General features: G+C 67.6%; 20 protein-coding genes. 10 read left to right on the top strand and 10 right to left on the bottom strand.

What is annotated here, in order from left to right; genetic code table 11:
• From OGL92_RS09265 to OGL92_RS09290, 6 genes are all read right to left on the bottom strand, one after another.
• Entirely contained in the window at positions 1–1140 is a 1140-nt protein-coding gene (locus OGL92_RS09265; protein ID WP_263143048.1) for a homoserine O-acetyltransferase, read from the bottom strand.
• A 97-nt stretch (positions 1141–1237) separates the two neighbouring features.
• Complete coding sequence (locus tag OGL92_RS09270; RefSeq protein ID WP_263143055.1) at positions 1238–3223, bottom strand: dynamin-like GTPase family protein; 1986 nt, start codon at positions 3221–3223, stop codon at positions 1238–1240.
• Positions 3224–3345: 122 nt separating this feature from the next.
• Positions 3346–3642, bottom strand: a complete 297-nt coding sequence (locus tag OGL92_RS09275) for a DUF167 domain-containing protein (RefSeq protein WP_263143056.1) — start codon at positions 3640–3642, stop codon at positions 3346–3348.
• A gap of 34 nt (positions 3643–3676) precedes the next feature.
• On the bottom strand, positions 3677–4270 hold the full coding sequence (locus tag OGL92_RS09280; RefSeq protein ID WP_263143057.1) for a YggT family protein: 594 nt from the start codon (positions 4268–4270) through the stop codon (positions 3677–3679).
• A gap of 22 nt (positions 4271–4292) precedes the next feature.
• The gene (proC, locus tag OGL92_RS09285; RefSeq protein WP_263143062.1) at positions 4293–5126 is read right to left on the bottom strand and encodes a pyrroline-5-carboxylate reductase; all 834 of its coding nucleotides are present in this window, start codon (positions 5124–5126) and stop codon (positions 4293–4295) included.
• 33 nt (positions 5127–5159) lie between these two features.
• Positions 5160–5858 carry a YggS family pyridoxal phosphate-dependent enzyme gene (locus OGL92_RS09290; protein WP_263143066.1) on the bottom strand — a complete coding sequence of 233 codons (699 nt, stop codon included), beginning with the start codon at positions 5856–5858 and terminating at the stop codon, positions 5160–5162.
• Positions 5859–6018: 160 nt separating this feature from the next.
• Here OGL92_RS09290 and pilT point away from each other — a divergent pair, with 160 nt between their 5' ends.
• A complete protein-coding gene (gene pilT, locus OGL92_RS09295) occupies positions 6019–7053 on the top strand; it encodes a type IV pilus twitching motility protein PilT (protein WP_263143076.1) in 1035 nt (344 codons plus the stop codon).
• 111 nt (positions 7054–7164) lie between these two features.
• A complete protein-coding gene (locus OGL92_RS09300) occupies positions 7165–8310 on the top strand; it encodes a PilT/PilU family type 4a pilus ATPase (protein WP_263143078.1) in 1146 nt (381 codons plus the stop codon).
• A gap of 388 nt (positions 8311–8698) precedes the next feature.
• Here the strand turns inward: OGL92_RS09300 and OGL92_RS09305 are convergent, their stop codons facing one another.
• Both OGL92_RS09305 and OGL92_RS09310 read right to left on the bottom strand, forming a co-directional pair.
• Positions 8699–10174 carry a UdgX family uracil-DNA binding protein gene (locus OGL92_RS09305; protein WP_263143358.1) on the bottom strand — a complete coding sequence of 492 codons (1476 nt, stop codon included), beginning with the start codon at positions 10172–10174 and terminating at the stop codon, positions 8699–8701.
• Positions 10174–11385, bottom strand: a complete 1212-nt coding sequence (locus OGL92_RS09310; RefSeq protein ID WP_263143084.1) for a putative DNA modification/repair radical SAM protein — start codon at positions 11383–11385, stop codon at positions 10174–10176. Before OGL92_RS09310 ends, OGL92_RS09305 begins: the two co-directional genes overlap by 1 nt.
• Positions 11386–11535: 150 nt before the next feature.
• Here OGL92_RS09310 and OGL92_RS09315 point away from each other — a divergent pair, with 150 nt between their 5' ends.
• From OGL92_RS09315 to OGL92_RS09350, 8 genes are all read left to right on the top strand, one after another.
• Positions 11536–11940, top strand: coding sequence for a TM2 domain-containing protein (locus tag OGL92_RS09315; protein WP_263143088.1), 405 nt, complete (start codon positions 11536–11538; stop codon positions 11938–11940).
• 555 nt (positions 11941–12495) lie between these two features.
• Entirely contained in the window at positions 12496–13836 is a 1341-nt protein-coding gene (locus OGL92_RS09320) for an OprD family porin (protein WP_263143089.1), read from the top strand.
• Between the two features lie 341 nt (positions 13837–14177).
• Positions 14178–14816 carry a peroxiredoxin gene (locus tag OGL92_RS09325; protein WP_263143091.1) on the top strand — a complete coding sequence of 213 codons (639 nt, stop codon included), beginning with the start codon at positions 14178–14180 and terminating at the stop codon, positions 14814–14816.
• Between the two features lie 134 nt (positions 14817–14950).
• Entirely contained in the window at positions 14951–15916 is a 966-nt protein-coding gene (locus tag OGL92_RS09330) for a sulfonate ABC transporter substrate-binding protein (protein ID WP_263143093.1), read from the top strand.
• Positions 15917–15966: 50 nt separating this feature from the next.
• Positions 15967–17115, top strand: coding sequence for an FMNH2-dependent alkanesulfonate monooxygenase (ssuD, locus tag OGL92_RS09335; RefSeq protein ID WP_263143096.1), 1149 nt, complete (start codon positions 15967–15969; stop codon positions 17113–17115).
• 105 nt (positions 17116–17220) lie between these two features.
• Positions 17221–18012, top strand: coding sequence for an aliphatic sulfonate ABC transporter permease SsuC (ssuC, locus tag OGL92_RS09340; protein ID WP_263143097.1), 792 nt, complete (start codon positions 17221–17223; stop codon positions 18010–18012).
• Entirely contained in the window at positions 18009–18815 is an 807-nt protein-coding gene (gene ssuB / locus OGL92_RS09345; protein ID WP_263143099.1) for an aliphatic sulfonates ABC transporter ATP-binding protein, read from the top strand. Before ssuC ends, ssuB begins: the two co-directional genes overlap by 4 nt.
• Before the next feature lie 61 nt (positions 18816–18876).
• Positions 18877–19092, top strand: a complete 216-nt coding sequence (locus OGL92_RS09350; protein ID WP_263143101.1) for a TOBE domain-containing protein — start codon at positions 18877–18879, stop codon at positions 19090–19092.
• Positions 19093–19112: 20 nt separating this feature from the next.
• Here the strand turns inward: OGL92_RS09350 and OGL92_RS22135 are convergent, their stop codons facing one another.
• Positions 19113–20435: a PAS domain-containing methyl-accepting chemotaxis protein gene (locus OGL92_RS22135; RefSeq protein WP_276583865.1), complete on the bottom strand. Its 1323-nt coding sequence runs from the start codon at positions 20433–20435 to the stop codon at positions 19113–19115.
• A gap of 262 nt (positions 20436–20697) precedes the next feature.
• Positions 20698–21804, bottom strand: a complete 1107-nt coding sequence (gene aguA, locus OGL92_RS09365; RefSeq protein ID WP_263143103.1) for an agmatine deiminase — start codon at positions 21802–21804, stop codon at positions 20698–20700.
• Positions 21805–21834 lie beyond the last annotated feature (30 nt).

Below are 21834 nucleotides of genomic sequence, written 5' to 3' on the forward strand. Positions count from 1 at the left end.
TCATAGCGGAATCCGTTTCATGTAGGCGCCGAACGCCTGCAGGTAGCGCGGGATCGGCATGAGGAAGGCATCGTGGCCCTGGGGCGCATCGATCTCCAGGTAACAGACGTTCTTGCGTGCGACGGTCAGGGCGTCGACGATTTCCCGCGAGCGGGCCGGGGAGAAGCGCCAGTCGGTGGTGAAGGACATGATGCAGAAGTCCGCCTCGACCCCCGCCAGGGTCTTCGCCAGGTCGCCGCCCAGGGGCTCGGCGGGGTCGAAGTAATCCAGCGCCTTTGTCATCAGCAGGTAGGTGTTGGCGTCGAAGCGCCCGGAAAACTCCTCGCCCTGGTAGCGCAGGTAGCTTTCCACCTGGAACTCCACGCTGTGGAAGTCGTAGTTGAGTTTGTCGCTTTTCAGGCCGCGGCCGAATTTCTCGCCCATGGCGTCATCGGACAGGTAGGTGATGTGGCCGACCATGCGCGCCAGCATCAGCCCGCGGCGGGGAATCACCCCCTGCTCCTGGAAATGCCCGCCGTGGAATTCCGGATCGGAGAGGATCGCCTGGCGCGCCACCTCGTTGAAGGCGATGTTCTGCGCCGACAGCTTGGGCGCCGAGGCGATGGCCAGGCAGTGGCGGATACGCGAGGGGTAGCTGATGCTCCATTGCAGCGCCTGCATGCCGCCGAGGCTGCCGCCGACCACCGCCGCCCAGCGCTCAATGCCCAGGGCGTCGGCCAGGCGCGCCTGGCTGTGCACCCAGTCCTCCACGGTCACCACCGGGAAATCCGCGCCGTAGCGCTGGCCGGTCAGCGGGTTGAGGCTCGCGGGGCCGGTGGAACCGTTGCAACCGCCGAGGTTGTTCAGCGACACGACGAAGAAACGGCGGGTGTCGATGGGCTTGCCGGGGCCGATGCAGCTGTCCCACCAGCCCGGCTTGCGGTCGTCGGGGCTGTGGTAGCCGGCGGCGTGATGATGGCCGGAAAGGGCGTGGCAGATCAGCACGGCGTTGCTGCGTGCGGCGTTCAATTCGCCGTAGGTTTCGTAGACCAGCTCGTAGTCGGCCAGGCTGCGCCCGCAGGCGAGCGCCAGCGGCTCGCTGAAACGCATCGTCCGGGGCGTGACCAGGCCAACGGAATCTTCGGGAAAGACGGAGGGCATGAGCCTGCTCTGAAAGCCGGGGAGGGCTCCAGTCTAAAGAGCACCGCCCCCTGCGGCAAGAACGCCGCCGGCGCCGCGCCGTCGGGCGTCGCCGGGGTCAGGCCTCGCCGAGGCCATGCGCCCGTGGCGCGCCCGGCAGAGTGACCACCTTGCCCTGGCGCTGGATCGGAGCCGGGCGGCGCAGCACGCGGAGCATGTCGTTGGCTTGCAGGAGCTGGTGCTCCAGCTCGCGGGCGTACTGGCCGAGGTGCTGGACCCGCTGGCTGGCGTTCTGGGTTTCCTGGGCCAGCGACTTGAGCCGCAGCATGTGGCTTTCCAGCAATTGCTTGTGTTCCAGGGTGTGCTGCATCAGCGGCATCAGCGCGTCGTTGGCCCATTGCGCGGCTTCCTGGCGCAGGCGCTGGTGCAGGCCGATGACTTCCTGCACCAGGGTGGCGAAGAAGCGCCGGGTCAGCAGGCGCTGCTCGGTGAGCAGGGTGCCCAGGCCGAGGCGGAACTGGTGGGCCTTGCCGCGCAGTTGGGCCAGGTCGCGCTGATAGCGCTTGATGTCGAAGCGCGGCGCGTCCACCCCGTGCAGCGGATTCTCTTCGTTGTGCCGCCGGTAGATGGCCGCGACCATGCGGTTGGCCATGTCCGCCTCGTGCTCGAAGGCGTGCAGGTCGGCTTCCACCGAACGGAAGAAATGCAGGATCGCCTGGTTGATGCCGAGGGTGGTCCAGCTGTCGGTGAGGTCGTGGCGCACCCGGTTCAGGTGCAGTTCGAGGCGGTCCGGGCGCGCGGCCATGCGCAGCAGGTCGCCCTGGCGCTTGAGCAGGCGCTGGTTGGTCTTCAGGCCGAGCAGCCGGCGATGGTGCTGGGCATGGTCGTCCTTGGTGCGGGCGGTGAGCTCGAAGAGCAACTGGCCGTTGTCCTGCTGGTGGCCGCCGAGCAGGTCGCGCTGCTCGCGCACCTTATCCAGGCGCAGGCCGAGCACGTGCTGGCTGTTCTGCAACAGGGCGAGGACCTGGTTCACCACCCGGTCCTCGATCAGCCGTTCCTTCTGCGCGACGATGCGCTCGCACAACAGCGTTTCCAGGCGTTCCATCTGGCTGCGCTCGAGCAGGGCGTGGTCGCCGCGCACCTTGGCCAGCAGCGCCTGCTTCGCCGACAGCGGCAGCACGTCCTCGCGGCGCAGGCCGAGTTGCCGGGCGGTGCTTTCCTGGATCTGGCGGATCGCGTTCTGCACGAAGCTTTCGCCGGCGAGGTCGTCCCAGAGCACGTCGATCTTGTTCAACACGGCGAACAGGCTGGTCTGGGTGTCCTCGTCGAGCTGGCGGATGTGCTGCTGCCAGATCGCCATGTCGCTGGCGGTGACGCCGGCATCGGCGGCCAGCAGGAAGATCACCGCCTGGGCCGCCGGGAGCATCGACAGGGTCAGCTCCGGCTCGCTGCCGAGGGCGTTGAGCCCGGGGGTGTCGAGGATGCGCAGGCCCTGGCGCAACAGCGGGTGGTCGAAGTTGACCATGGCGTGGCGCCAGGCCGGGACCAGCACGTGGCCGGCCTTGTCGGCGCTTTCCAGGGCGTCGGGGTGGAAGCCGAGCTGGATCGCCTGTTCCACCGGCATGGGCTTGCTCTTCGCCACCTGGGCGAAGGCGCGAACCATGTTGGCCGGGTCTTCCAGGTCCAGGGGAATGTTCACCCAGTGCCGCGGAATCCGCTTGAACTGGGCCACGCTGGCATGGGCGGCGCGGGTCTCGATGGGCAGCAGGCGGATGTAGGAGCGTTCCGAGCGCGGGTCGAAGTACAGCTCGGTGGGGCACATGGTGGTGCGCCCGGCCTGCGACGGCAGCATGCGCTGGCCGTACTGGGAGAAGAACAGGCTGTTGATCAGTTCGGTCTTGCCGCGGGAGAACTCGCCGACGAAGGCCAGGGTGATGTGGTCGGTGCGCAGCAGGCGCAGGGCGCGCTCCAGCTTGGCCTGCACCGGGTCGGAGTTCAGCCGGTTGTGCTCCAGCCAACTGCGGTAGCGGGTGATCTCGCGGATCAGCTCGCGCTTCCAGCCGACGTAGGCATCGACCTGCTGGCTGAGACGTTCCATGCTCATCCTGGCTTTCCTCTCAAGGCGGGGGCGGCGGCGGATGGCTCGCGCGCTCGGGCATCGGCGCATTATGCGGGGTGCCGGGGTCGCGTCAATCCGGGCGGCGCGCGGGGCCGCCTTAAGGTCGCTCAGGCGGGCCGAGCGGTCAGTCCGGGCAGGTCCGGCAAGCGGCGCGGGCCGCGGATGCGCACGCGCTTCTGGCGGTTCAGCTCGCCGCTTTCCAGCACCACCAGGCTCTTCGCCACGCCGAAGGCCTCGGCGAGGAACGCCAGCAGGTGGGCATTGGCCTTGCCCTCCACCGGCGGCGCGGTGAGGCGGATTTTCAGGCGTTCGCCGTGCAGCCCGGCGAACTCGTCGCGGCTGGCCTTGGGCTGCAGGTGGCAGTCGAGGATCAGGTCCTCGCCGTCCCAGCGATAGAAGCTCATGGCGCGCTCGCGCGTCGGTTCGCGCCCATCGCCGTCACATGAACGGGCTGAGGATTTTCGGCATCCCGGTCATCACCGCCAAGTTGCCGATCACCAGCATGTCCAGCAGGTTGAGCGCGAGGAAGGCGAAGATCGGCGACAGGTCGAGCCCGCCGAGGTTGGGCAGGATGCGCCGGATCGGGCTGAGCAGCGGTTCGCAGAGCTGGTTGACCAGTTGCGCGCCGGGGTTGTAGCTGCCCGGGGCGACCCAGGAGAGGATCACGCTGACGATCAGGGCGAAGAAGAACACCTTGAGGAACAGCGAGGTGACGCCGATCAGCGACCACACCAGGATGTTCAGCAGGACGCCGCCGATGCCGAAGCCCATCAGCGCCAGGGTGGCGATCATCAGCAGCATCTGCACCAGGATCGCCAGGACCAGCGAGGCCAGGTCGAGGCCGGCGAAGCCCGGCACGATCCGCCGCAGCGGGCGCAGCAGCGGCTGGGTGGCCTTCACCACGAACTGGCTGAGCGGGTTGTAGAAGTCCGCGCGCACCAGTTGCAGGATGAAGCGCAGCAGCACGATCAGCAGGTAGAGGCTGCCGAGGGTTTGCAGCACGTAGATGGCTGCGGTGTTCAATCCGGTCATGTTGGCTCCGTGGTTTGTCGGGTCAGTTGCCCAGTTGCTCGGCCAGTTCGGCGGAGCGCTGTGCGGCGGCGTCGAGGGCGCGCTGCACCAGGGCTTCGAAGCCGCCGGCTTGGAAGGCCTTGACCGCGGCTTCGGTGGTGCCGTTCGGCGAGGTTACCCGGCGGCGCAGCTCGGCGGCGTCGGCCTCGCTGTCCAGCGCCATGTGGGCGGCGCCGAGGGCGGTTTGCAGGGTCAGGCGTTCGGCGACCTCGCGCGGCAGGCCGAGGCGCTCGCCGGTGGCGGTCATTGCCTCGATCAGCAGGAAGAAATACGCCGGGCCGCTGCCGGACAGGGCGGTGACCGCGTCGAGCTGGCGTTCCTCCTCCAGCCACAGCGCCAGGCCCACCGCGCCGAGCAATCGTTCGGCCTGCTCGCGTTGTTCGGCGGAGACCGCGTCGGTGGCGTACAGGCCGCTGGCGCCCTGGCGCAGCAGCGCCGGGGTGTTCGGCATGCAGCGCACGATCGGCCGCGGCGCGCCGGCCGCCGTGCCGAGCCAGGCGGAGAGGCTGGCACAGGTGATGCCGGCGGCGATGGAGACGATCAGGGCGTGCGCCGGCACGTGTTCGGCCAGGCCTTCGCACACGCTCTTCATCACCTGTGGCTTGACCGCGAGGACCACCACGTCGGCGCCGGCGACGGTCTCGGCGTTGCTCTCGCTGACCCGGATGCCGTGCTCGGCGGCGATCTTCGCCCGTTGCTCGGCGCCGGGATCGCTGGCGTGGATGCGGTCGGCGGCCAGGCCTTGGGCGCGCAGGCCTCCGATCAGGCTGGCGGCCATGTTGCCGGCGCCGATGAAGGCGATACGGGGTGTGCTCATGGAAAGGCTTCCTATATCCGTGCGGGGTCGAGGTCAGTGGGCGGGGGCCGGCGCGCCGTAGTCGCGCGCGCCGAACAGGGCGGTGCCGATGCGCACCCAGGTGGCGCCCTCGGCGATGGCGGCCTCGAGGTCGTGGCTCATGCCCATGGAGAGGGTGTCGAGGTCCAGGCCGAGGTCGTCGCGCAAGGCGCGCAGGCGGGCGAAGGCGGCATGCTGCACGGCCGGGTCTTCGCTGGGCTCGGGAATCGCCATCAGGCCGCGCAGGCGCAGGTTCGGCAGGGCCGCCACCGCGCGGGCCAGCGCGGGCAGCTCCGCCGCGTCGCAACCGGACTTGCTGGCCTCGCCGCTGACGTTCACCTGCAGGCAGACGTTCAGCGGCGGCAGGTGGGGCGGGCGCTGCGCGGACAAGCGCTCGGCGATCTTCAGGCGCTCCACCGAGTGCACCCAGTCGAAGCGCTCGGCGATGGCGCGGGCCTTGTTCGACTGGATCGGGCCGATGAAATGCCAGCGCAGCGGCAGGTCGCCGAGGACCTCCTGCTTGGCCAGCGCTTCCTGCAGGTAGTTCTCGCCGAAATCGACGAGGCCGCAGGCGAAGGCGTCGCGAATCGCCTCGGCCGGCTGGGTCTTGCTCACCGCCAGCAGGCCGATGTCGGCGAAATCTCGCCCCGAGGCTTGCGCCGCCTCACGGATCCGCGCGCGAACCTTTGCAATATTCTTTGCTATCGTGGACATTACCTGCGCTCTGTGGCCCGGCCTTCTTGAGTCCGCGGCATTCTAACAGGCCGTTGAAAAACGTTGCGAGCGAAGGCCGCCGACCCCTTCGGGGCGCCCGCCATCTGCCCATCCGCCTCGACGGTCGATCACCGCTTGCCTGGAATTTTGGGGAGTCCCCATGGATATTACCGAGCTGCTCGCCTTCAGCGCCAAGCAGGGCGCGTCGGACCTGCACCTCTCCGCCGGCCTGCCCCCGATGATCCGGGTCGACGGCGACGTGCGCCGGATCAACCTGCCGGCCATGGACCACAAGCAGGTCCACGCGCTGATCTACGACATCATGAACGACAAGCAGCGCAAGGACTACGAAGAGTTCCTCGAGACCGACTTCTCCTTCGAAGTGCCCGGCGTGGCGCGCTTCCGGGTCAACGCCTTCAATCAGAACCGGGGCGCCGGCGCGGTGTTCCGGACCATTCCGTCCAAGGTCCTGAGCATGGAAGACCTGGGCATGGGCGAGATCTTCAAGAAGGTCTCCGACGTGCCGCGCGGCCTGGTGCTGGTCACCGGCCCCACCGGTTCGGGCAAGTCCACCACCCTGGCGGCGATGCTCGATTACCTCAACGCCACCAAGTACCACCACATCCTCACCGTCGAGGACCCCATCGAATTCGTCCACGAATCGAAGAAGTGCCTGATCAACCAGCGCGAGGTGCACCGCGACACCCTCGGCTTCAATGAGGCGCTGCGCTCGGCACTGCGGGAGGACCCGGACATCATCCTGGTGGGCGAGATGCGCGACCTGGAGACCATCCGCCTGGCGCTGACCGCCGCGGAGACCGGCCACCTGGTGTTCGGCACCCTGCACACCACCTCGGCGGCGAAGACCATCGACCGGGTGGTCGACGTGTTCCCCGCCGAAGAAAAGTCCATGGTCCGCTCGATGCTCTCCGAATCCCTGCAGTCGGTGATCTCGCAGACCCTGATCAAGAAGATCGGCGGCGGCCGGGTGGCGGCCCACGAGATCATGATCGGCACCCCGGCGATCCGTAACCTGATCCGCGAGGACAAGGTGGCGCAGATGTATTCGGCGATCCAGACCGGCGGCGCGCTGGGCATGCAGACCCTCGACGCCTGCCTGAAGAACCTGGTCGCCAAGGGCCTGATCAGCCGGGAAAACGCCCGCGAGAAGTCCAAGACCCCGGAAAATTTCTAACACGCGGCGGCGTCCCCCGGGGCGCCCGACGCAGGCCGACGGCGCCCACACGCCCGCGTCGGCGTGTCGCCGAATGGCGGCAAAAGGATAGGCGTGGCTAGGTGAGAGCCCATGGAATTCGAAAAACTGTTGCGCCTGATGGTGGAGAAAGGCGGCTCCGACCTGTTCATCACCGCCGGGGTCCCACCCTCGATGAAGGTGAACGGCAAGATCATGCCGGTGACCAAGACCCCCATGTCCCCCGAGCAGACCCGCGAGACGGTGCTCGGCGTGATGAACGAGCAGCAGCGCCGCGATTTCGCCGAGAACCATGAGTGCAACTTCGCCATCAGCGCCCGCGGCATCGGCCGCTTCCGGGTCAGCGCCTTCTACCAGCGCAACCTGGTGGGCATGGTGTTGCGCCGGATCGAGACCAACATCCCGACCCTGGACGACCTCAAGCTGCCGGAAATCCTCAAGAAGCTGGCGCTGACCAAGCGCGGCCTGGTGATCTTCGTCGGCGCCACCGGCACCGGTAAATCCACCTCCCTGGCGGCGATGATCGGCTACCGCAACCGCAACACCAGCGGCCACATCATTTCCATCGAAGACCCGATCGAATACATCCACCAGCACCAGAGCTGCATCGTCACCCAGCGCGAGGTGGGCATCGACACCGAGACCTTCGAGGTGGCGCTGAAGAACACCCTGCGCCAGGCGCCGGACGTGATCATGATCGGCGAGGTGCGGACCCGCGAGACCATGGACTACGCCGTGGCCTTCGCCGAGACCGGGCACCTGTGCCTGGCCACCCTGCACGCCAACAACGCCAACCAGGCGCTGGACCGGATCATCCACTTCTTCCCCGCCGACCGGCAGCAGCAAGTGTGGATGGACCTGTCGCTGAACCTGCGTGCCATCGTCGCCCAGCAACTGGTGCCGACCCCGGACGGCAAGGGGCGTCGCGCGGTGATCGAGGTGCTGCTGAACACCCCCTTGGCCGCCGACCTGATCCGCAAGGGCGAGGTGCATGAGTTGAAGGCGTTGATGAAACGCTCCACCGAGCAGGGCATGCAGACCTTCGACCAGGCGCTCTACCAGCTCTACATCCAGGGCGAGATCACCTACGAAGACGCGCTGGCCCACGCCGATTCGGCGAACGACCTGCGCCTGATGATCAAGCTCGGCTCGGAAACCGATGGTGAGCACCTGACCAGCGTCGCCCAGGGGCTTTCCCTGGAAGTCAGCGACGAAGACCAGGGCCGGCGCTTCCGCTGAGCCAGGCGAGGCGTCGCCCTGGCGGCGCCTTTCGCGCGATCCTCATCGCTCCAGTTGCTCCAGTCGGGACCTTCGGCAAGAAGGTCCTGACTCATGCCGAACCTTCACTATCGCCTGCGATTCCGCGATGACGATCCCCCACCGTCTCGCAGTCCCCTTCAGGTCTCCAGCCGGACAGTGGCATCTCCGGCTGGCCTCGCGGTGGACCTCTACCGAACCGGCGGGGCGAGGCTGCCCGTGGCGAAGGTGCCCGGCTTGTGCCGGCGGGTCCACCACCCCGGCGTAGCCTTTCGCGATGCAGGATGGCGGCCGAGCGATGACGGCCATGGCTGCGCGCATCCCCCTCGGGTTTTCAGCCGAACAGCGACGACTGCGGCCTGGCCCCGCGCTAGGCGTCTGCCGAACCGGTCGGGCCCGGTTGCTCGTGCTGGAGGCGTCCGGCTTCGGCCAGTGCTTCCACCAGCGCGGCATACAGCGCTTCGCCGCCATCCTGGGCGCGCAGGACGGCGGCCGGGTGTGGCGCCACCAGGATCCAGCGATCCAGGTGTCGGAACGGCTTGCCGGCGAAATCGGCGAGGCGCAAGCGTTGCGGATTCTGCACCTCCAGCAGCGACGCCAGGGCGGTGCGGCCCAGGGCGACGATCACCCGCGGGCCGACCTCGCGAATTTCCTTGTCCAGCCAGCTGTGGCAGGCGCGGATTTCCCCTGGCTTGGGCGTCGCGTGCTTGCGCGTGGCGGCGCGCCCGGTAGGGCCGCCGCGGGGCTCCCATTTGAAGTGCTTCACCGCATTGGTCAGGTACAGCGCCTCGCGGCGCAGGCCGGCCGCCGCCAGGGCCCGGGCGAGGACCTCGCCGGCGGGGCCGATGAAGGGGCGCCCGGCCAGGTCTTCGTGGTCGCCGGGCTGTTCGCCCACCAGCATGATGGCCGCCTGGGCCGGCCCTTGGCCGGGTACGGCCTGGGTCGCATCGCGCCAGATCTCGCAGTTGCGGCAGGCGTCCAGCGAGGAGGGCAGGGGGCGCCGAGGCTGGGCGCGCTCCTGGGCGATGAGTACCTGGCGGCCGGGCTGCTCGCCCACCGCGGCGGTCTGGGCCAGCCGTTGCTGGCCGGCGCGGGCGCGGCTCATCAGGTCGGGAATCAACGGGCCTTCCGGCAGGTGTTTCCAGAAGCGTGCGGGCATGTGGTTGAGCATGACCCTGGGGTTGAGCCGCGCCGGGTTGAAGGTGCTGGTGTAGTACGCCTGCCAGAGGCGTTCGCCGCCGTCGTGCAAGCCTTCGGCGAAGGCGCGGATGTCCGTCGGGCAGGGCCGCTGGTAGCGCAGCCGCTGGCCGTCGAAGTGCGCGGCGCCCTCGGGCGTCGCCACCAACCAGGTATGCCGGCCCATGCGCTCGGCGAAATGCTCGGCGCCCAGGTCCAGCACATCGTGGGCGGTCTCGTGCCAGGCGACGAATTGCGGTGCGCCCAGGGCGGCGTCCCGTTCGCGGAAACGCAGGAATGCGTGCATGTGGTGGGCCTCGCGGCGCACCGCCTTGATCCGCCGGTGCAGCGTGCCGCCATCCACATCGCCAGCGAGCATGGCGCTGCGGTCGCCGTTGCAGACGCGCCAGAGAATCCGGTAGAGCAGCGCCCAACGGTCGTCGGCGCGAAAGCGCGCGGCCTGTTCCAGCAGTGCCGGCAGCTCCCGCGGCACCCGCAGCGGATTCTTCTCCGGCACCTCGTCGGCTCCGGCGGGGCTGTCCGCGAACAGGTCCTCGCCCGCGCCCTCCACCTGCCAGGTCAGGCTCTCCGGCGCCACGCCGGCGGCCAGCAGGCGCCGGCTGAGCCGCCGCCAATCGCCGAACTCGCCGGAAAAGCGCACCGGACGCATCACCACAGGGCCATCTGCGCCGGGGCTTCGCTCAGGCGCTGGCGCAACACCCAGGACTCGTGTCCCGCCTGCAACGGACGGTAGTCCTGGGTGACGATGAACGGCTTGGCCTTTTCCATGGCGCAGCGCATGCGTGTCAGGTCGGCGTAGCGGATGCGCCGCTGGCGACGCAATTCCACCAGGCGCTTGGCGGTGAGCACGCCGATGCCCGGCACCCGGGCGATCAGGGTCGGCTCGGCACGGTTGAGGTCCACCGGGAAGTGCGCGCGGTTGGCCAGCGCCCAGGCCAGCTTGGGGTCGATGTCCAGGGGCAGGTTGCCCGGCTCGCCGAGCAGTTCCTCGACGCGGTAGCCGTAGCCGCGCAGGAGGAAGTCGGCCTGGTACAGGCGATGCTCGCGCAACAGCGGCGGGGCCTCGAAGGGCACGCTGGCGGGGCTCTGGGGAATCGGGCTGAAGGCCGAGTAATAGACCCGTTTCAGGCGGTAGGCGCCATACAGGGTCTGGGCGGTCTGCAGGATGGTGCGGTCGTCGGTCGCGTCGGCGCCGACGATCATCTGGGTGCTCTGCCCGGCGGGGGCGAAGCGCGGGGCCTTGGGTTCGCCGCGGGCCTCCTCCTCGCCGAGGCGGATGGTGCCCATGGCCTGCTTGATGGTGGCGACTTTCTTTTCCGGCGCCAGGCGGATCAGGCTGCTTTCGCTGGGCAGCTCGATGTTGACCGAGAGCCGGTCGGCGTAGCGCCCGGCGGCGGCGATCAGTTCGGCGGAGGCGTCGGGAATGGTCTTCAGGTGGATGTAGCCGCGGAACTCGTGCTCCTCGCGCAGCAGCCGGGCGACCCGCACCAGTTGTTCCATGGTGTAGTCCGCCGAGCGGATGATCCCGGAGCTGAGGAACAGGCCGCTGATGCAGTTGCGCCGGTAGAAGTCCAGGGTCAGGCTGACCACTTCCTCCGGGGTGAACCGGGCGCGGGGCACGTCGCTGGAGCGACGGTTGACGCAATACTGGCAGTCGTACAGGCAGAAGTTGGTCAGCAGGATCTTCAACAGGGCGACGCAACGACCGTCCGGGGTGAAGCTGTGGCAGATGCCCATGCCGTCGGTGGCGCCCAGCCCGGATTTGCCCCGCGAGCCGCGCTTGGGCGCGCCGCTGCTGGCGCAGGACACGTCGTACTTGGCCGCGTCGGCGAGAACGGTAAGCTTGTCGATGAGCTGCATGGGGAGATCGCTTGGCTGTATGTGCATACAGTATCGAGCGGTCGTTTAGGATCGGCAAGGGCGGCGGACGCCGTTCGGCGGTTTTCTCCGGCAACCGTCGCGCGCGCGGGCGGTCGATATCCAGCAGAATCCAAACCCCAGGAGTTTTCCATGCAGGCGAATCAGGACACCCACAGCAAGGTCATCGGCTATCTACTGTGGATATTCGGTTTTCTCGGCGCCCACCGCTTCTACTACGGCAAGCCGATCACCGGCACCTTGTGGTTCTTCACCTTCGGCCTGCTGTTCGTCGGCTGGTTCATCGACCTGTTCCTGATCCCGGCGATGGATCGCGAGGCGGACCTGCGTTTCAACGCGGGTGGGCTGGATTACAACGTCGCCTGGATCCTACTGACCTTTCTCGGCGCCTTCGGGGTGCATCGCATGTATCAGGGCAAGTGGATCACCGGGCTGCTCTATCTGGTGACCTTCGGCCTGCTGGGCGTCGGCGTGCTCTACGATTTCTGGACCCTGAATAGCCAGGTTTCGCTGCGCAACGCCGGCCAGCGCATCTGATCCGCATCCTCCGGGCAATCCGGAAGACGTCGCGAAGCGTCGATCCAGGCGCTTCGTTATGCGTTCCAATCATTAAATTAAGTTCAAAAATTCTTTTTAATTATTAAAAATACCTTTTAAATTCGGCGCCTAGGCGGAAACCCGCTCATGGACGAAAGAATTATGGCGGTTTTGCGCCCGTTTTATTAGGTTGCGCGAATCGCCGCCCGGTGGCACGGGGCATTCCTTCCGGCAATTCGAGGCGGCAGCGGCGCTTGGCATGTTCTCTGCCTTAGCGTGACGACCGGGCCAGCTGTCGCGATTCCGGTCTATAACAAGAGTGCTCGGGGAATTCAGATGCCGCATTTCGTCGATCCCGCGGTCCAGGCCTTCCGGCCGGATCGCCGTGTATCCGCCAGGCTGTCCCGAGCGTCCTTGAACTACCCGTCGTGCTCGACAGGGGGGTCATCAGTTGCATCGATGCCTGTCGAGCGCGATTTTCGTGTGATTCCCACGGGCCTGCCGGTTCCGCGCGCGGTGAATCGCCAAATCACCTTCCACAAGAGAAAGTCACAAATGAAAAGATCCTTTCTGGCCATGGCGGTCGCCGCCAGTTCCGGCATCCTCGCGCAGTCGGCCCTCGCGGCGGGCTTCATCGAGGACAGCAAGGCGGGTCTGACCCTGCGCAACTTCTACATCAACCAGGACAACCGCGACGGCGCGGCGGCGCCCTCCAAGCAGGAAGAGTGGGGCCAGGGGTTCATTTTCAACTTCACCTCCGGCTATACCGCCGGCACCGTCGGCGTGGGCGTCGATGCTCTCGGCCTGGTCGGCCTGCGCCTGGATTCGGGTAAAGGCACCCACTACAACCCCACCAGCGCCAACCGCGGCGGCCTGGTGTTCCCCACCGACAGCCATGGCGAGGCGGTGGACGAGTTCAGCAGCCTGGGCCTGACCGGCAAGGTGAAGATCTCCAAGACCGAGGCGCGCCTGGGCACCCTGCAACCGAAGCTGCCGGTGGTGACCTACAACGACGGCCGCCTGCTGCCGCAGACCTTCGAAGGCGGGCAGATCACCTCCAACGAGATCGACGGGCTGACCCTCACCGGCGGCAAGCTGGAGCATGCCAAGGGCCGTAACTCCAGCGACGACGAGGCACTGGCGATCGCCGGCGCGGGCGGCGCGAGCGGCCAGCGCAGCAATGCCTTCTACTTCGCCGGCGGCGACTACAAGATCAACAAGGACCTGTTGGCGCAGTACTACTACGGCAACCTGGACGACTTCTACAAACAGCATTTCCTCGGCCTGACCCACAACCTGGCTCTGCCGGTGGGCGCCCTGAAGAGCGACCTGCGGTACTTCCTCAGCAGCTCCGACGGCAAGAACGGCAGCACCTCGGGCCGCGCCGACGGCTACCGCAGCGCCGGTTATTGGAAGGCCGGCGACAGCGATCGTGGCGAAGTCGACAACCGCACCTGGAGCGCGCTGTTCACCTACACCCTGGGTGGCCATGCGTTGAGCGGCGGCTACCAGCAGGTTTCCGGCGACAGCGATTTCCCCTTCCTCAACCAGGGCGACGGTTCCACCGCCTACCTGATCACCGACCGCCAGATCGGCAAGTTCCAGCGCGCCGGCGAGCGTACCTGGCTGGCCCAGTACGGCTATGACTTCGCCACCCTCGGCGTGGCCGGCCTGAACGCCTCGGTGGTCTACCTGAAGGGCGACAACATCGACACCGCCACCGGCGACGCGCAGGAATGGGAGCGCGACCTGGTCGTCAACTACGTGGTACCGGAAGGCACCTTCAAGGGCGTCGGCCTGTCCTGGCGCAACGCCTCGCTGCGCAGCGAAGTCGCCAGCCAGCGCGACCAGGACGAGAACCGCCTGATCCTCAGCTACACCCTGCCTCTGCTCTGAGGTCCCTCGCACCCGCGCGGGCAGCCTTCGCCGCTGCCGCGCGTGGGGTGATCGGCCGACCCGCCCATCGTGCTCGAGGGCGGGTCCGCTGCCTTTTCCGAGCGTCGATCGATTCAGCGCCTGGACGCGTATTCCGGAGCGCCGTGTCGTGGCGTTCGCTTGGAGTTTCCGCGGGCGCGCGCCCGGAGCCCTCCGTGATGAAGCTCGGTATCGAACCGATGACGCCGTGTCCTCTGCTTATCCTTATAAGTTATAAATAAATTTATATTTATTCTTTTTAATTTGATCCGCGCCTGAGCATAGTGGTCCCCAGCCCAAGGAACCCTTTCAGGAGCATCGTCATGACCATCCGCCTCGGCGACATCGCCCCCGATTTCGAACAAGACTCCAGCGAAGGCCGTATCCGCTTCCACGAGTGGCTTGGCAACAACTGGGGCGTGCTGTTCTCCCATCCGGCCGATTTCACCCCGGTGTGCACCACCGAGCTGGGTTTCACCGCCAAGCTGAAGGATGCCTTCGCCGCGCGCGGGGTGAAGGCCATCGCCCTCTCGGTGGACCCGGTGGACTCCCACGTGAAGTGGATCGAGGACATCAACGAGACCCAGAACACCCTGGTGAATTTCCCGATCCTCGCCGACGCCGACCGCCGCGTATCCGACCTCTACGACCTGATCCACCCCAACGCCAGCGACACCCTCACGGTGCGTTCGCTGTTCATCATCGATCCGAACAAGAAAGTGCGCCTGATCATCACCTACCCGGCGAGCACCGGGCGCAACTTCAACGAGATCCTGCGGGTGATCGATTCCCTGCAGCTCACCGACACCCACAAGGTGGCCACCCCGGCCAACTGGGAGGACGGTGACGACGTGGTGATCGTGCCTTCGCTGAAGGACGAGGAAGAGATCAAGCGACGCTTCCCGCGCGGCTACAAGGCGGTCAGGCCGTACCTGCGGCTGACCCCGCAACCCAATCGCTGATCGCCCGGCCGCGCCGGTAACCGGCACCGGTCGCCTTCCACCCCGACGGGCTCCGCTGGAGCCCGTCCAACACTGATCCGGCCTTCGCCGCCCATGCGGCGGCGAACCGCCACACTTATCGAAGGAGCGCGCGAATGCGCCATCACAGCCTGCGCCTGAGCCTGGCTGCCCTGTTCACCGGGGCCCTGACGCTCGGCCTGTTGAGCCCGGCCCAGGCCGATACCTTGCGGATCGGCTATCAGAAGTACGGCACCCTGATCCTGCTCAAGGCCAAGGGCACGCTGGAGAAACGCCTGGCGGAGCAGGGCATCGACGTGAAGTGGACCGAGTTTCCCGGCGGTCCCCAATTGCTCGAAGGCCTCAACGTCGGCTCCATCGATTTCGGCGTGACCGGCGAGACGCCGCCGGTGTTCGCCCAGGCGGCCGGTGCCGAACTGCTCTACGTGGCCAACGAACCGCCCGCGCCCACTGGCGAGGCGATCCTGGTGAGCAAGGACTCGCCGATCCGCTCGGTCGCCGAGCTGAAGGGCAAGAAAGTCGCGCTGAACAAAGGCTCCAACGTCCATTACCTGCTGGTGCGCGCGCTGGAAGACGCCGGCCTGAAATACAGCGACATCCAGCCGGTCTACCTGCCGCCGGCCGATGCCCGCGCCGCCTTCGAGCGCGGCAGCGTCGACGCCTGGGCGATCTGGGACCCCTTCGAGGCGGCCGCCGAACAGCAATTGCAGGCGCGCACGCTGCGTGACGGCACCGGTCTGGTGGACAACCTGCAGTTCTACCTGGCGGCGCGCAGCTTCGCCGAGAAGCACCCGCAGGTGCTGACCAGCCTGGTGGAGGAGATCCGCGCCGCCGGCGAAGAAGCCAAGGCCGACCCCGACAAGGTCACCGAACAAGTGGGGCCGCTGCTCGGCCTGTCGCCGGCGATCACCCGGCTTTCGGTGCAGCGCCAGGGCTTCGGCGCCCAGTTCATCACGCCTGAGGTCACCGCCGCGCAGCAGCGCATCGCCGACGCTTTCACGGCCCTGAAGCTGATTCCGAAACCCCTGAACATTCGCGACGTGATCTGGACGCCGCCGGCGCCCGTAGCCACCGCCCCCTGACCGAGGGCCGCGCCACGGCGCCGGCCCCAGCCCACGAGGACTGATTTTCCATGAGCCTGAACATCTTCTGGTTCTTGCCGACCCACGGCGACGGCCGCTACCTGGGCACTGCCGAGGGCGCCCGCGCGGTGGACCACGGCTACCTGCAACAGATCGCCCAGGCCGCCGACCGCCTGGGCTTCGGCGGCGTGCTCATCCCCACCGGGCGGTCCTGCGAGGATTCCTGGCTGGTGGCGGCGTCGCTGATCCCGGTGACCCAACGCCTGAAGTTCCTCGTCGCCCTGCGCCCGGGGATCATTTCCCCCACCGTGGCCGCGCGCCAGGCGGCGACCCTGGACCGGCTGTCCAACGGCCGCGCGCTGTTCAACCTGGTCACCGGCGGCGATCCCGACGAACTGGCCGGCGACGGCCTGCACCTGAGCCACGCCGAGCGCTACGAGGCCTCGGTGGAATTCACCCGCATCTGGCGCCGCGTGCTGGAAGGCGAGTCGGTGGATTTCGAAGGCAAGCATTACCAGGTGCGTGGCGCCAAGCTGCTCTATCCGCCGATTCAGCAACCGCGTCCGCCGCTGTACTTCGGCGGTTCTTCCGAGGCCGCCCAGGACCTGGCCGCCGAGCAGGTCGAGCTGTACCTGACCTGGGGCGAACCGCCGGCGGCGGTGGCCGAGAAAATCGCCCAAGTACGCGCGAAGGCCGCGGCGCAAGGGCGCAGCGTGCGCTTCGGCATCCGCCTGCACGTGATCGTCCGCGAGACCAACGAGGAAGCTTGGCGCGCCGCCGACCGGCTGATCGCCCACCTGGACGACGACACCATCGCCCGTGCCCAGGCGTCCCTGGCGCGTTTCGATTCGGTGGGTCAGCAACGCATGTCCGCGCTGCACGGCGGCCGTCGCGACCGCCTGGAAGTCAGCCCGAAGCTCTGGGCCGGGGTCGGCCTGGTGCGCGGCGGCGCCGGCACCGCGCTGGTCGGCGATGGCCCGACCGTGGCCGCGCGGGTCAGGGAATACGCCGACCTGGGGATCGACACCTTCGTCTTCTCCGGCTACCCGCACCTGGAAGAGTCCTACCGGGTCGCCGAGCTGCTGTTCCCGCACCTGGACGTGGCGCGGCCGCGCCAGCCCGAGGCGCGCGGCTACGTCAGCCCGTTCGGCGAAATGGTGGCCAACGACATCCTGCCGAAGGCGGCAGCGGCCAGTTGAACCCGGCGGTACGCCGGACCGCGCGCGCCCCACGGGGCGCCGGCGACCGGCATGGCCGACTACCCCTCACGGGACCGACGTCATAGCTCAATTCGGATAACCATCATGGCGACACCTTTCGATACCTTGGCCCGGCGCCTGGCGCCCTGGGCATTGCCCCTGGGGCTGCTGGCGGCCTGGCAATTGGCGGTGGTCTCCGGGCTGCTGTCGACGCGCATCCTGCCGGCGCCGAGCGCGGTGCTCACGGCCGGCTGGAGCCTGCTGAAAACCGGCGAAATCTGGCAGCACCTGGCGATCAGCGGCTGGCGCGCCGGCATCGGCTTCGCCATCGGCGGCGGCCTCGGCCTGCTGCTGGGTTTCATCACCGGGCTGTCGACCTGGGGCGAGCGCCTGCTGGACAGCTCCATCCAGATGGTGCGCAACGTGCCCCACCTGGCGCTGATCCCGCTGGTCATCCTCTGGTTCGGCATCGACGAGTCGGCGAAGATTTTCCTGGTCGCCCTCGGCACCCTGTTCCCGATCTACCTGAATACCTACCACGGCATCCGCAACGTCGACCCGGCCCTGGTGGAAATGGCGCGCAGCTACGGCCTGTCCGGCTTCGGCCTGTTCCGCCAGGTGATCCTGCCGGGCGCGCTGCCGTCGATCCTGGTGGGCGTGCGCTTCGCCCTCGGCTTCATGTGGCTGACGCTGATCGTCGCCGAGACCATTTCCGCCAGCTCCGGCATCGGCTACCTGGCGATGAACGCCCGGGAATTCCTGCAGACCGACGTGGTGGTCCTGGCGATCCTGCTCTACGCGGTGCTCGGCAAGCTGGCCGACCTCGCCGCGCGCGGCCTGGAACGCATCTGGCTGCGCTGGCACCCGGCCTACCAGGCCAAGGCGGGTGGGCTATGAGCAGCCTGTCCCCGGTGGATTTGCGCCGCGGCATTCCCCTGGAAGCGCGCGGCCTGGGCAAGGCGTTCGGCGAACGGCAAGTGCTTCGCGACATCGACCTGAACGTGCCGGCCGGCGAATTCGTCGCGGTGGTCGGGCGCAGCGGCTGCGGCAAGAGCACGCTGCTGCGTTTGCTGGCGGGGCTCGACCGTCCCAGCAGCGGGCAATTGCTCGCCGGCAAGGCGCCCTTGGCGGATTCCCGCGAGGACACCCGGCTGATGTTCCAGGACGCGCGCCTGCTGCCGTGGAAACGGGTCATCGACAACGTCGGCCTGGGGCTGAGCGGCGACTGGCGCCCGCGTGCCCTGCAGGCGCTGGAAGCCGTGGGCCTGGCGGACCGCGCCCGGGAATGGCCGGCGGCGTTGTCTGGCGGGCAGAAGCAGCGGGTCGCCCTGGCGCGGGCGTTGATCCACGAGCCGCGCCTGCTGCTGCTCGACGAACCCCTGGGTGCCCTCGACGCACTGACCCGCATCGAGATGCAGCAACTGATCGAGGGTCTATGGCAGCGTCACGGTTTCACCGTGCTACTGGTGACCCACGACGTGAACGAAGCGGTGGCCATCGCCGATCGGGTGATCCTGATCGAGGAAGGCGAAATCGGCCTGGACTTGCGCGTCGGCCTGCCGCGTCCCCGCCGGCGCGGCTCGGCGGCCTTGGCCGCGCTGGAGGCGCAGGTGCTCGACCGGGTACTGGCGCAGCCCGGCTCGCCGCCCGAGCCGGAACCCCTCTCACCCCTGCCCACGCAATTGCGCTGGGCCCTGTAGCAAGCAAGGGCCGCCGGCGAACGCGCCGGTGGCTTCAAACCGAAAACCGAGGAGAGACACCATGACCATCAAAGCCATCAACGTCCGCAACCAGTTCCGCGGCACCATCAAGGAAATCGTCGAGGGCGACGTGCTTTCGGAAATCGACGTGCAGACTGCCGCCGGCATCGTCACTTCGGTGATCACCACGCGCTCGGTGAAGGAGCTGGAGCTGGGCGTCGGCTCCGAGGTGATCGCCTTCGTCAAATCCACCGAGGTGTCCATCGCCAAGCTCTGAGCCCGGCGGGCGAGCGGCGCTCAGTCGGCCTGTTTCAGGGTGGAGGCGAACTGGCTGATGGCTTCCACCACATGCTGCGCGCCGTCCTGGATTTCCTGGATCACCTTTCCCGCCTGGTTCGCCAGACTCACCCCTTGTTCCGCCTGGTTACGGCTGACCACCATGCGCGCCACGGCCGCTTCGGCGAGGTCGTGGTTCTTGCGCACCACCTCGACGATTTCCACCGTGGCCTGACTGGTGCGGGCGGCGAGGTGGCGGACCTCGTCGGCCACCACTGCGAAGCCGCGGCCCTGCTCGCCGGCGCGGGCCGCCTCGATCGCGGCATTCAGCGCCAGCAGGTTGGTTTGTTCGGCGATCCCGCTGATGGTGCCGACGATGGTGCTGATCATCTGCGACTGCTGGCTCAGCGCCTCGATGCCCTCCGAGGCCTGCTGCACCTCGTCGGCCACCTTGCGCATCACCTCCACGGCTTCCTGCACCACCGTGCCGCCCCGGTGGGCGATGGTGTCGGTCTGTAGCGAGGTGGTATAGGCAATGTGCGCGGCCTGGGACTCCGCGTCGTGGCGGTTGACCTGGTCGGTAATGTCGTGGGCGAACTTGATCACCTTGTAGGGCCGCTTGTCCTCCCCCAGCACCGGGTTGTAGGTGGCGTTGAGCCAGATCACCCGGCCGTTGCGGTCGATGCGCTTGAAGCGGCCGGCGATGAATTCGCCGCGGTTGAGGCGTTGCCAGAACTGCTGGTACTCGGCGGACTCGGTTTCGCCGCGTTCGCAGAACAGGCTGTGATGCTTGCCCTTGATGGCGTCCAGGGAGTAGCCGAGGGTGTGCAGGAAATTGCCGTTGGCGGTGAGGACCTCGCCGGCGAGGTTGAATTCGATGACCGCGGTGGAGCGGTTCAGCGCGTCGATGATGCTGGCGTGCTCCTGGCCCTGCGCGACCGTGGCAGTGACGTCGGCCGCCTGCTCGATCACCTTCAGGATGCGACCGTCCGTGCCGCGTACCGGGTTGTAGCTGGCTTCCAGCCAGACCGGCCGGCCGCCCTTGGCCAGGCGGAGGAACTTGCCGGAGACCGTCTCCCCGCCGTTCAGGCGGCTCCAGAGGCGCTGCTCGTCGGCACTGGCATGCTGATCCGGCGGGCAAAGCATCCGGTGGTGCTGACCCTGGATGTCTTCCAGGCGGTAGCCCAGGATCGCGAGGAACTTCGGGTTGGCAGTGAGGATGGTGCCGTCCGGTGCGAATTCGATGAACGCCAGCGAGCGGCCGATGGCGTCCTGTTCGGCGCGCAATGTCTGCAGGGCGGCCTGGCAGTCGGCCAACTGGTGCTTCAAACGGGCATTGAACATCTCGACCTCGGGACAAGGATCTACGGCGGAATGAGTGATCCGCAGGATCGACTCCGATTTGTCCGTTCAGCGCTCGATGCTCGTCGCTGCGCGTTAGGCGCCATGGGCACGGACCGCCCGGCGAATAGTTAAGCTGAATAAAATCTATACGATTTTATTATCTTGTACAACATTTGTATAAGGTGGTGGCGAGGTTCGCCGAGGGTGGAAAACGCGTTGATATGGTGGTGGAACACGCCCGCCGCGAGGGCGGGCGCGCGCCTCAGCCGCGTTGCGCGGCGGGCTGCTGCTGGGTGATACAGTGGATGTTGCCGCCGCCGAGCAGGATCTCGCGGCCGGGCACCAGCACCACTTCGCGGTCGGGGAAGAGACGCTGGAGCAGGGCCCTGGCGTCCTCGTCGTGGGGGTCGTCGAAGCTCGGCGCGACGATGCCGCCGTTGACGATAAGAAAGTTGACGTAGGAGCCGGCCAGGCGCGAGGTCGCCTCGCGGGCCTGGCTGCCGCTCAAGGCATCGACGCCGGCGCATTCCTCCTCGGTGGCGTACAGCGGCCCGGGGATCGGCATCTTGTGCACCTTCAGCGGGCGTCCGCGGGCGTCGCGGGCCTGCTCCAGCACCCTCAGCGCCGCCTGGCAGCGTGGATGGTTAGGGTCCTGCGGGTCGTCGGTCCAGGCCAGCAGCACTTCGCCGGGGCGCACGAAGCAGCAGAAGTTATCCACGTGGCCGTCGGTTTCGTCGTTGTACAGGCCTTCCGGCAGCCAGATCACCTTGTCCACCGCGAGATGGTCGCCCAGCAGCGCTTCTATGGCCTCGCGGCCCAGGTGCGGGTTGCGGTTGGGGTTGAGCAGGCATTCCTCGGTGGTGATCAGGGTGCCTTCGCCATCCACGTGGATGGAGCCGCCCTCGAGGACGAAGCCCTCGGTGCGATAACGGGCGCAGCCTTCCAGGCCGAGGATTTTGCCGGCCACCTGGTCGTCGCGCAGCCAGGGGAAGTACAGGCCGCCGAGCAGTCCGCCCCAGGCGTTGAAGGCCCAGTCGACGCCACGCACTTCGCCGCGCGCATCGGTGACGAAGGTCGGCCCGGTGTCGCGCACCCAGGCGTCGTCGTTGCTGATTTCCACCACCCGGATCGAGGTGTGGGCGAGCCGCGCGCAGGCGTTCTCGTACTGCGCCGCGGATACGCAAAGGGTCACCGGCTCGAAACGCGCGATGGCTTCGGCCACCGCGGTGAAGGCGGCCTGGGCCGGCTTGCCGCCGTTGCGCCAGTTGTCCGGCCGCTCGGGCCAGACCATCCAGGTCTGCGCATGGGGTTCCCATTCCGCCGGCATGCGGAAGCCGTCGGCGCGCGGGGTGCTGTTCAGGGTCTTCATGTCCTATCGCCTGTGTCGTCGGGGGCGCGC

The organism is Pseudomonas sp. RIT-PI-AD, assembly GCF_025642785.1.
Classification (GTDB): Bacteria; Pseudomonadota; Gammaproteobacteria; order Pseudomonadales; family Pseudomonadaceae; genus Pseudomonas_T.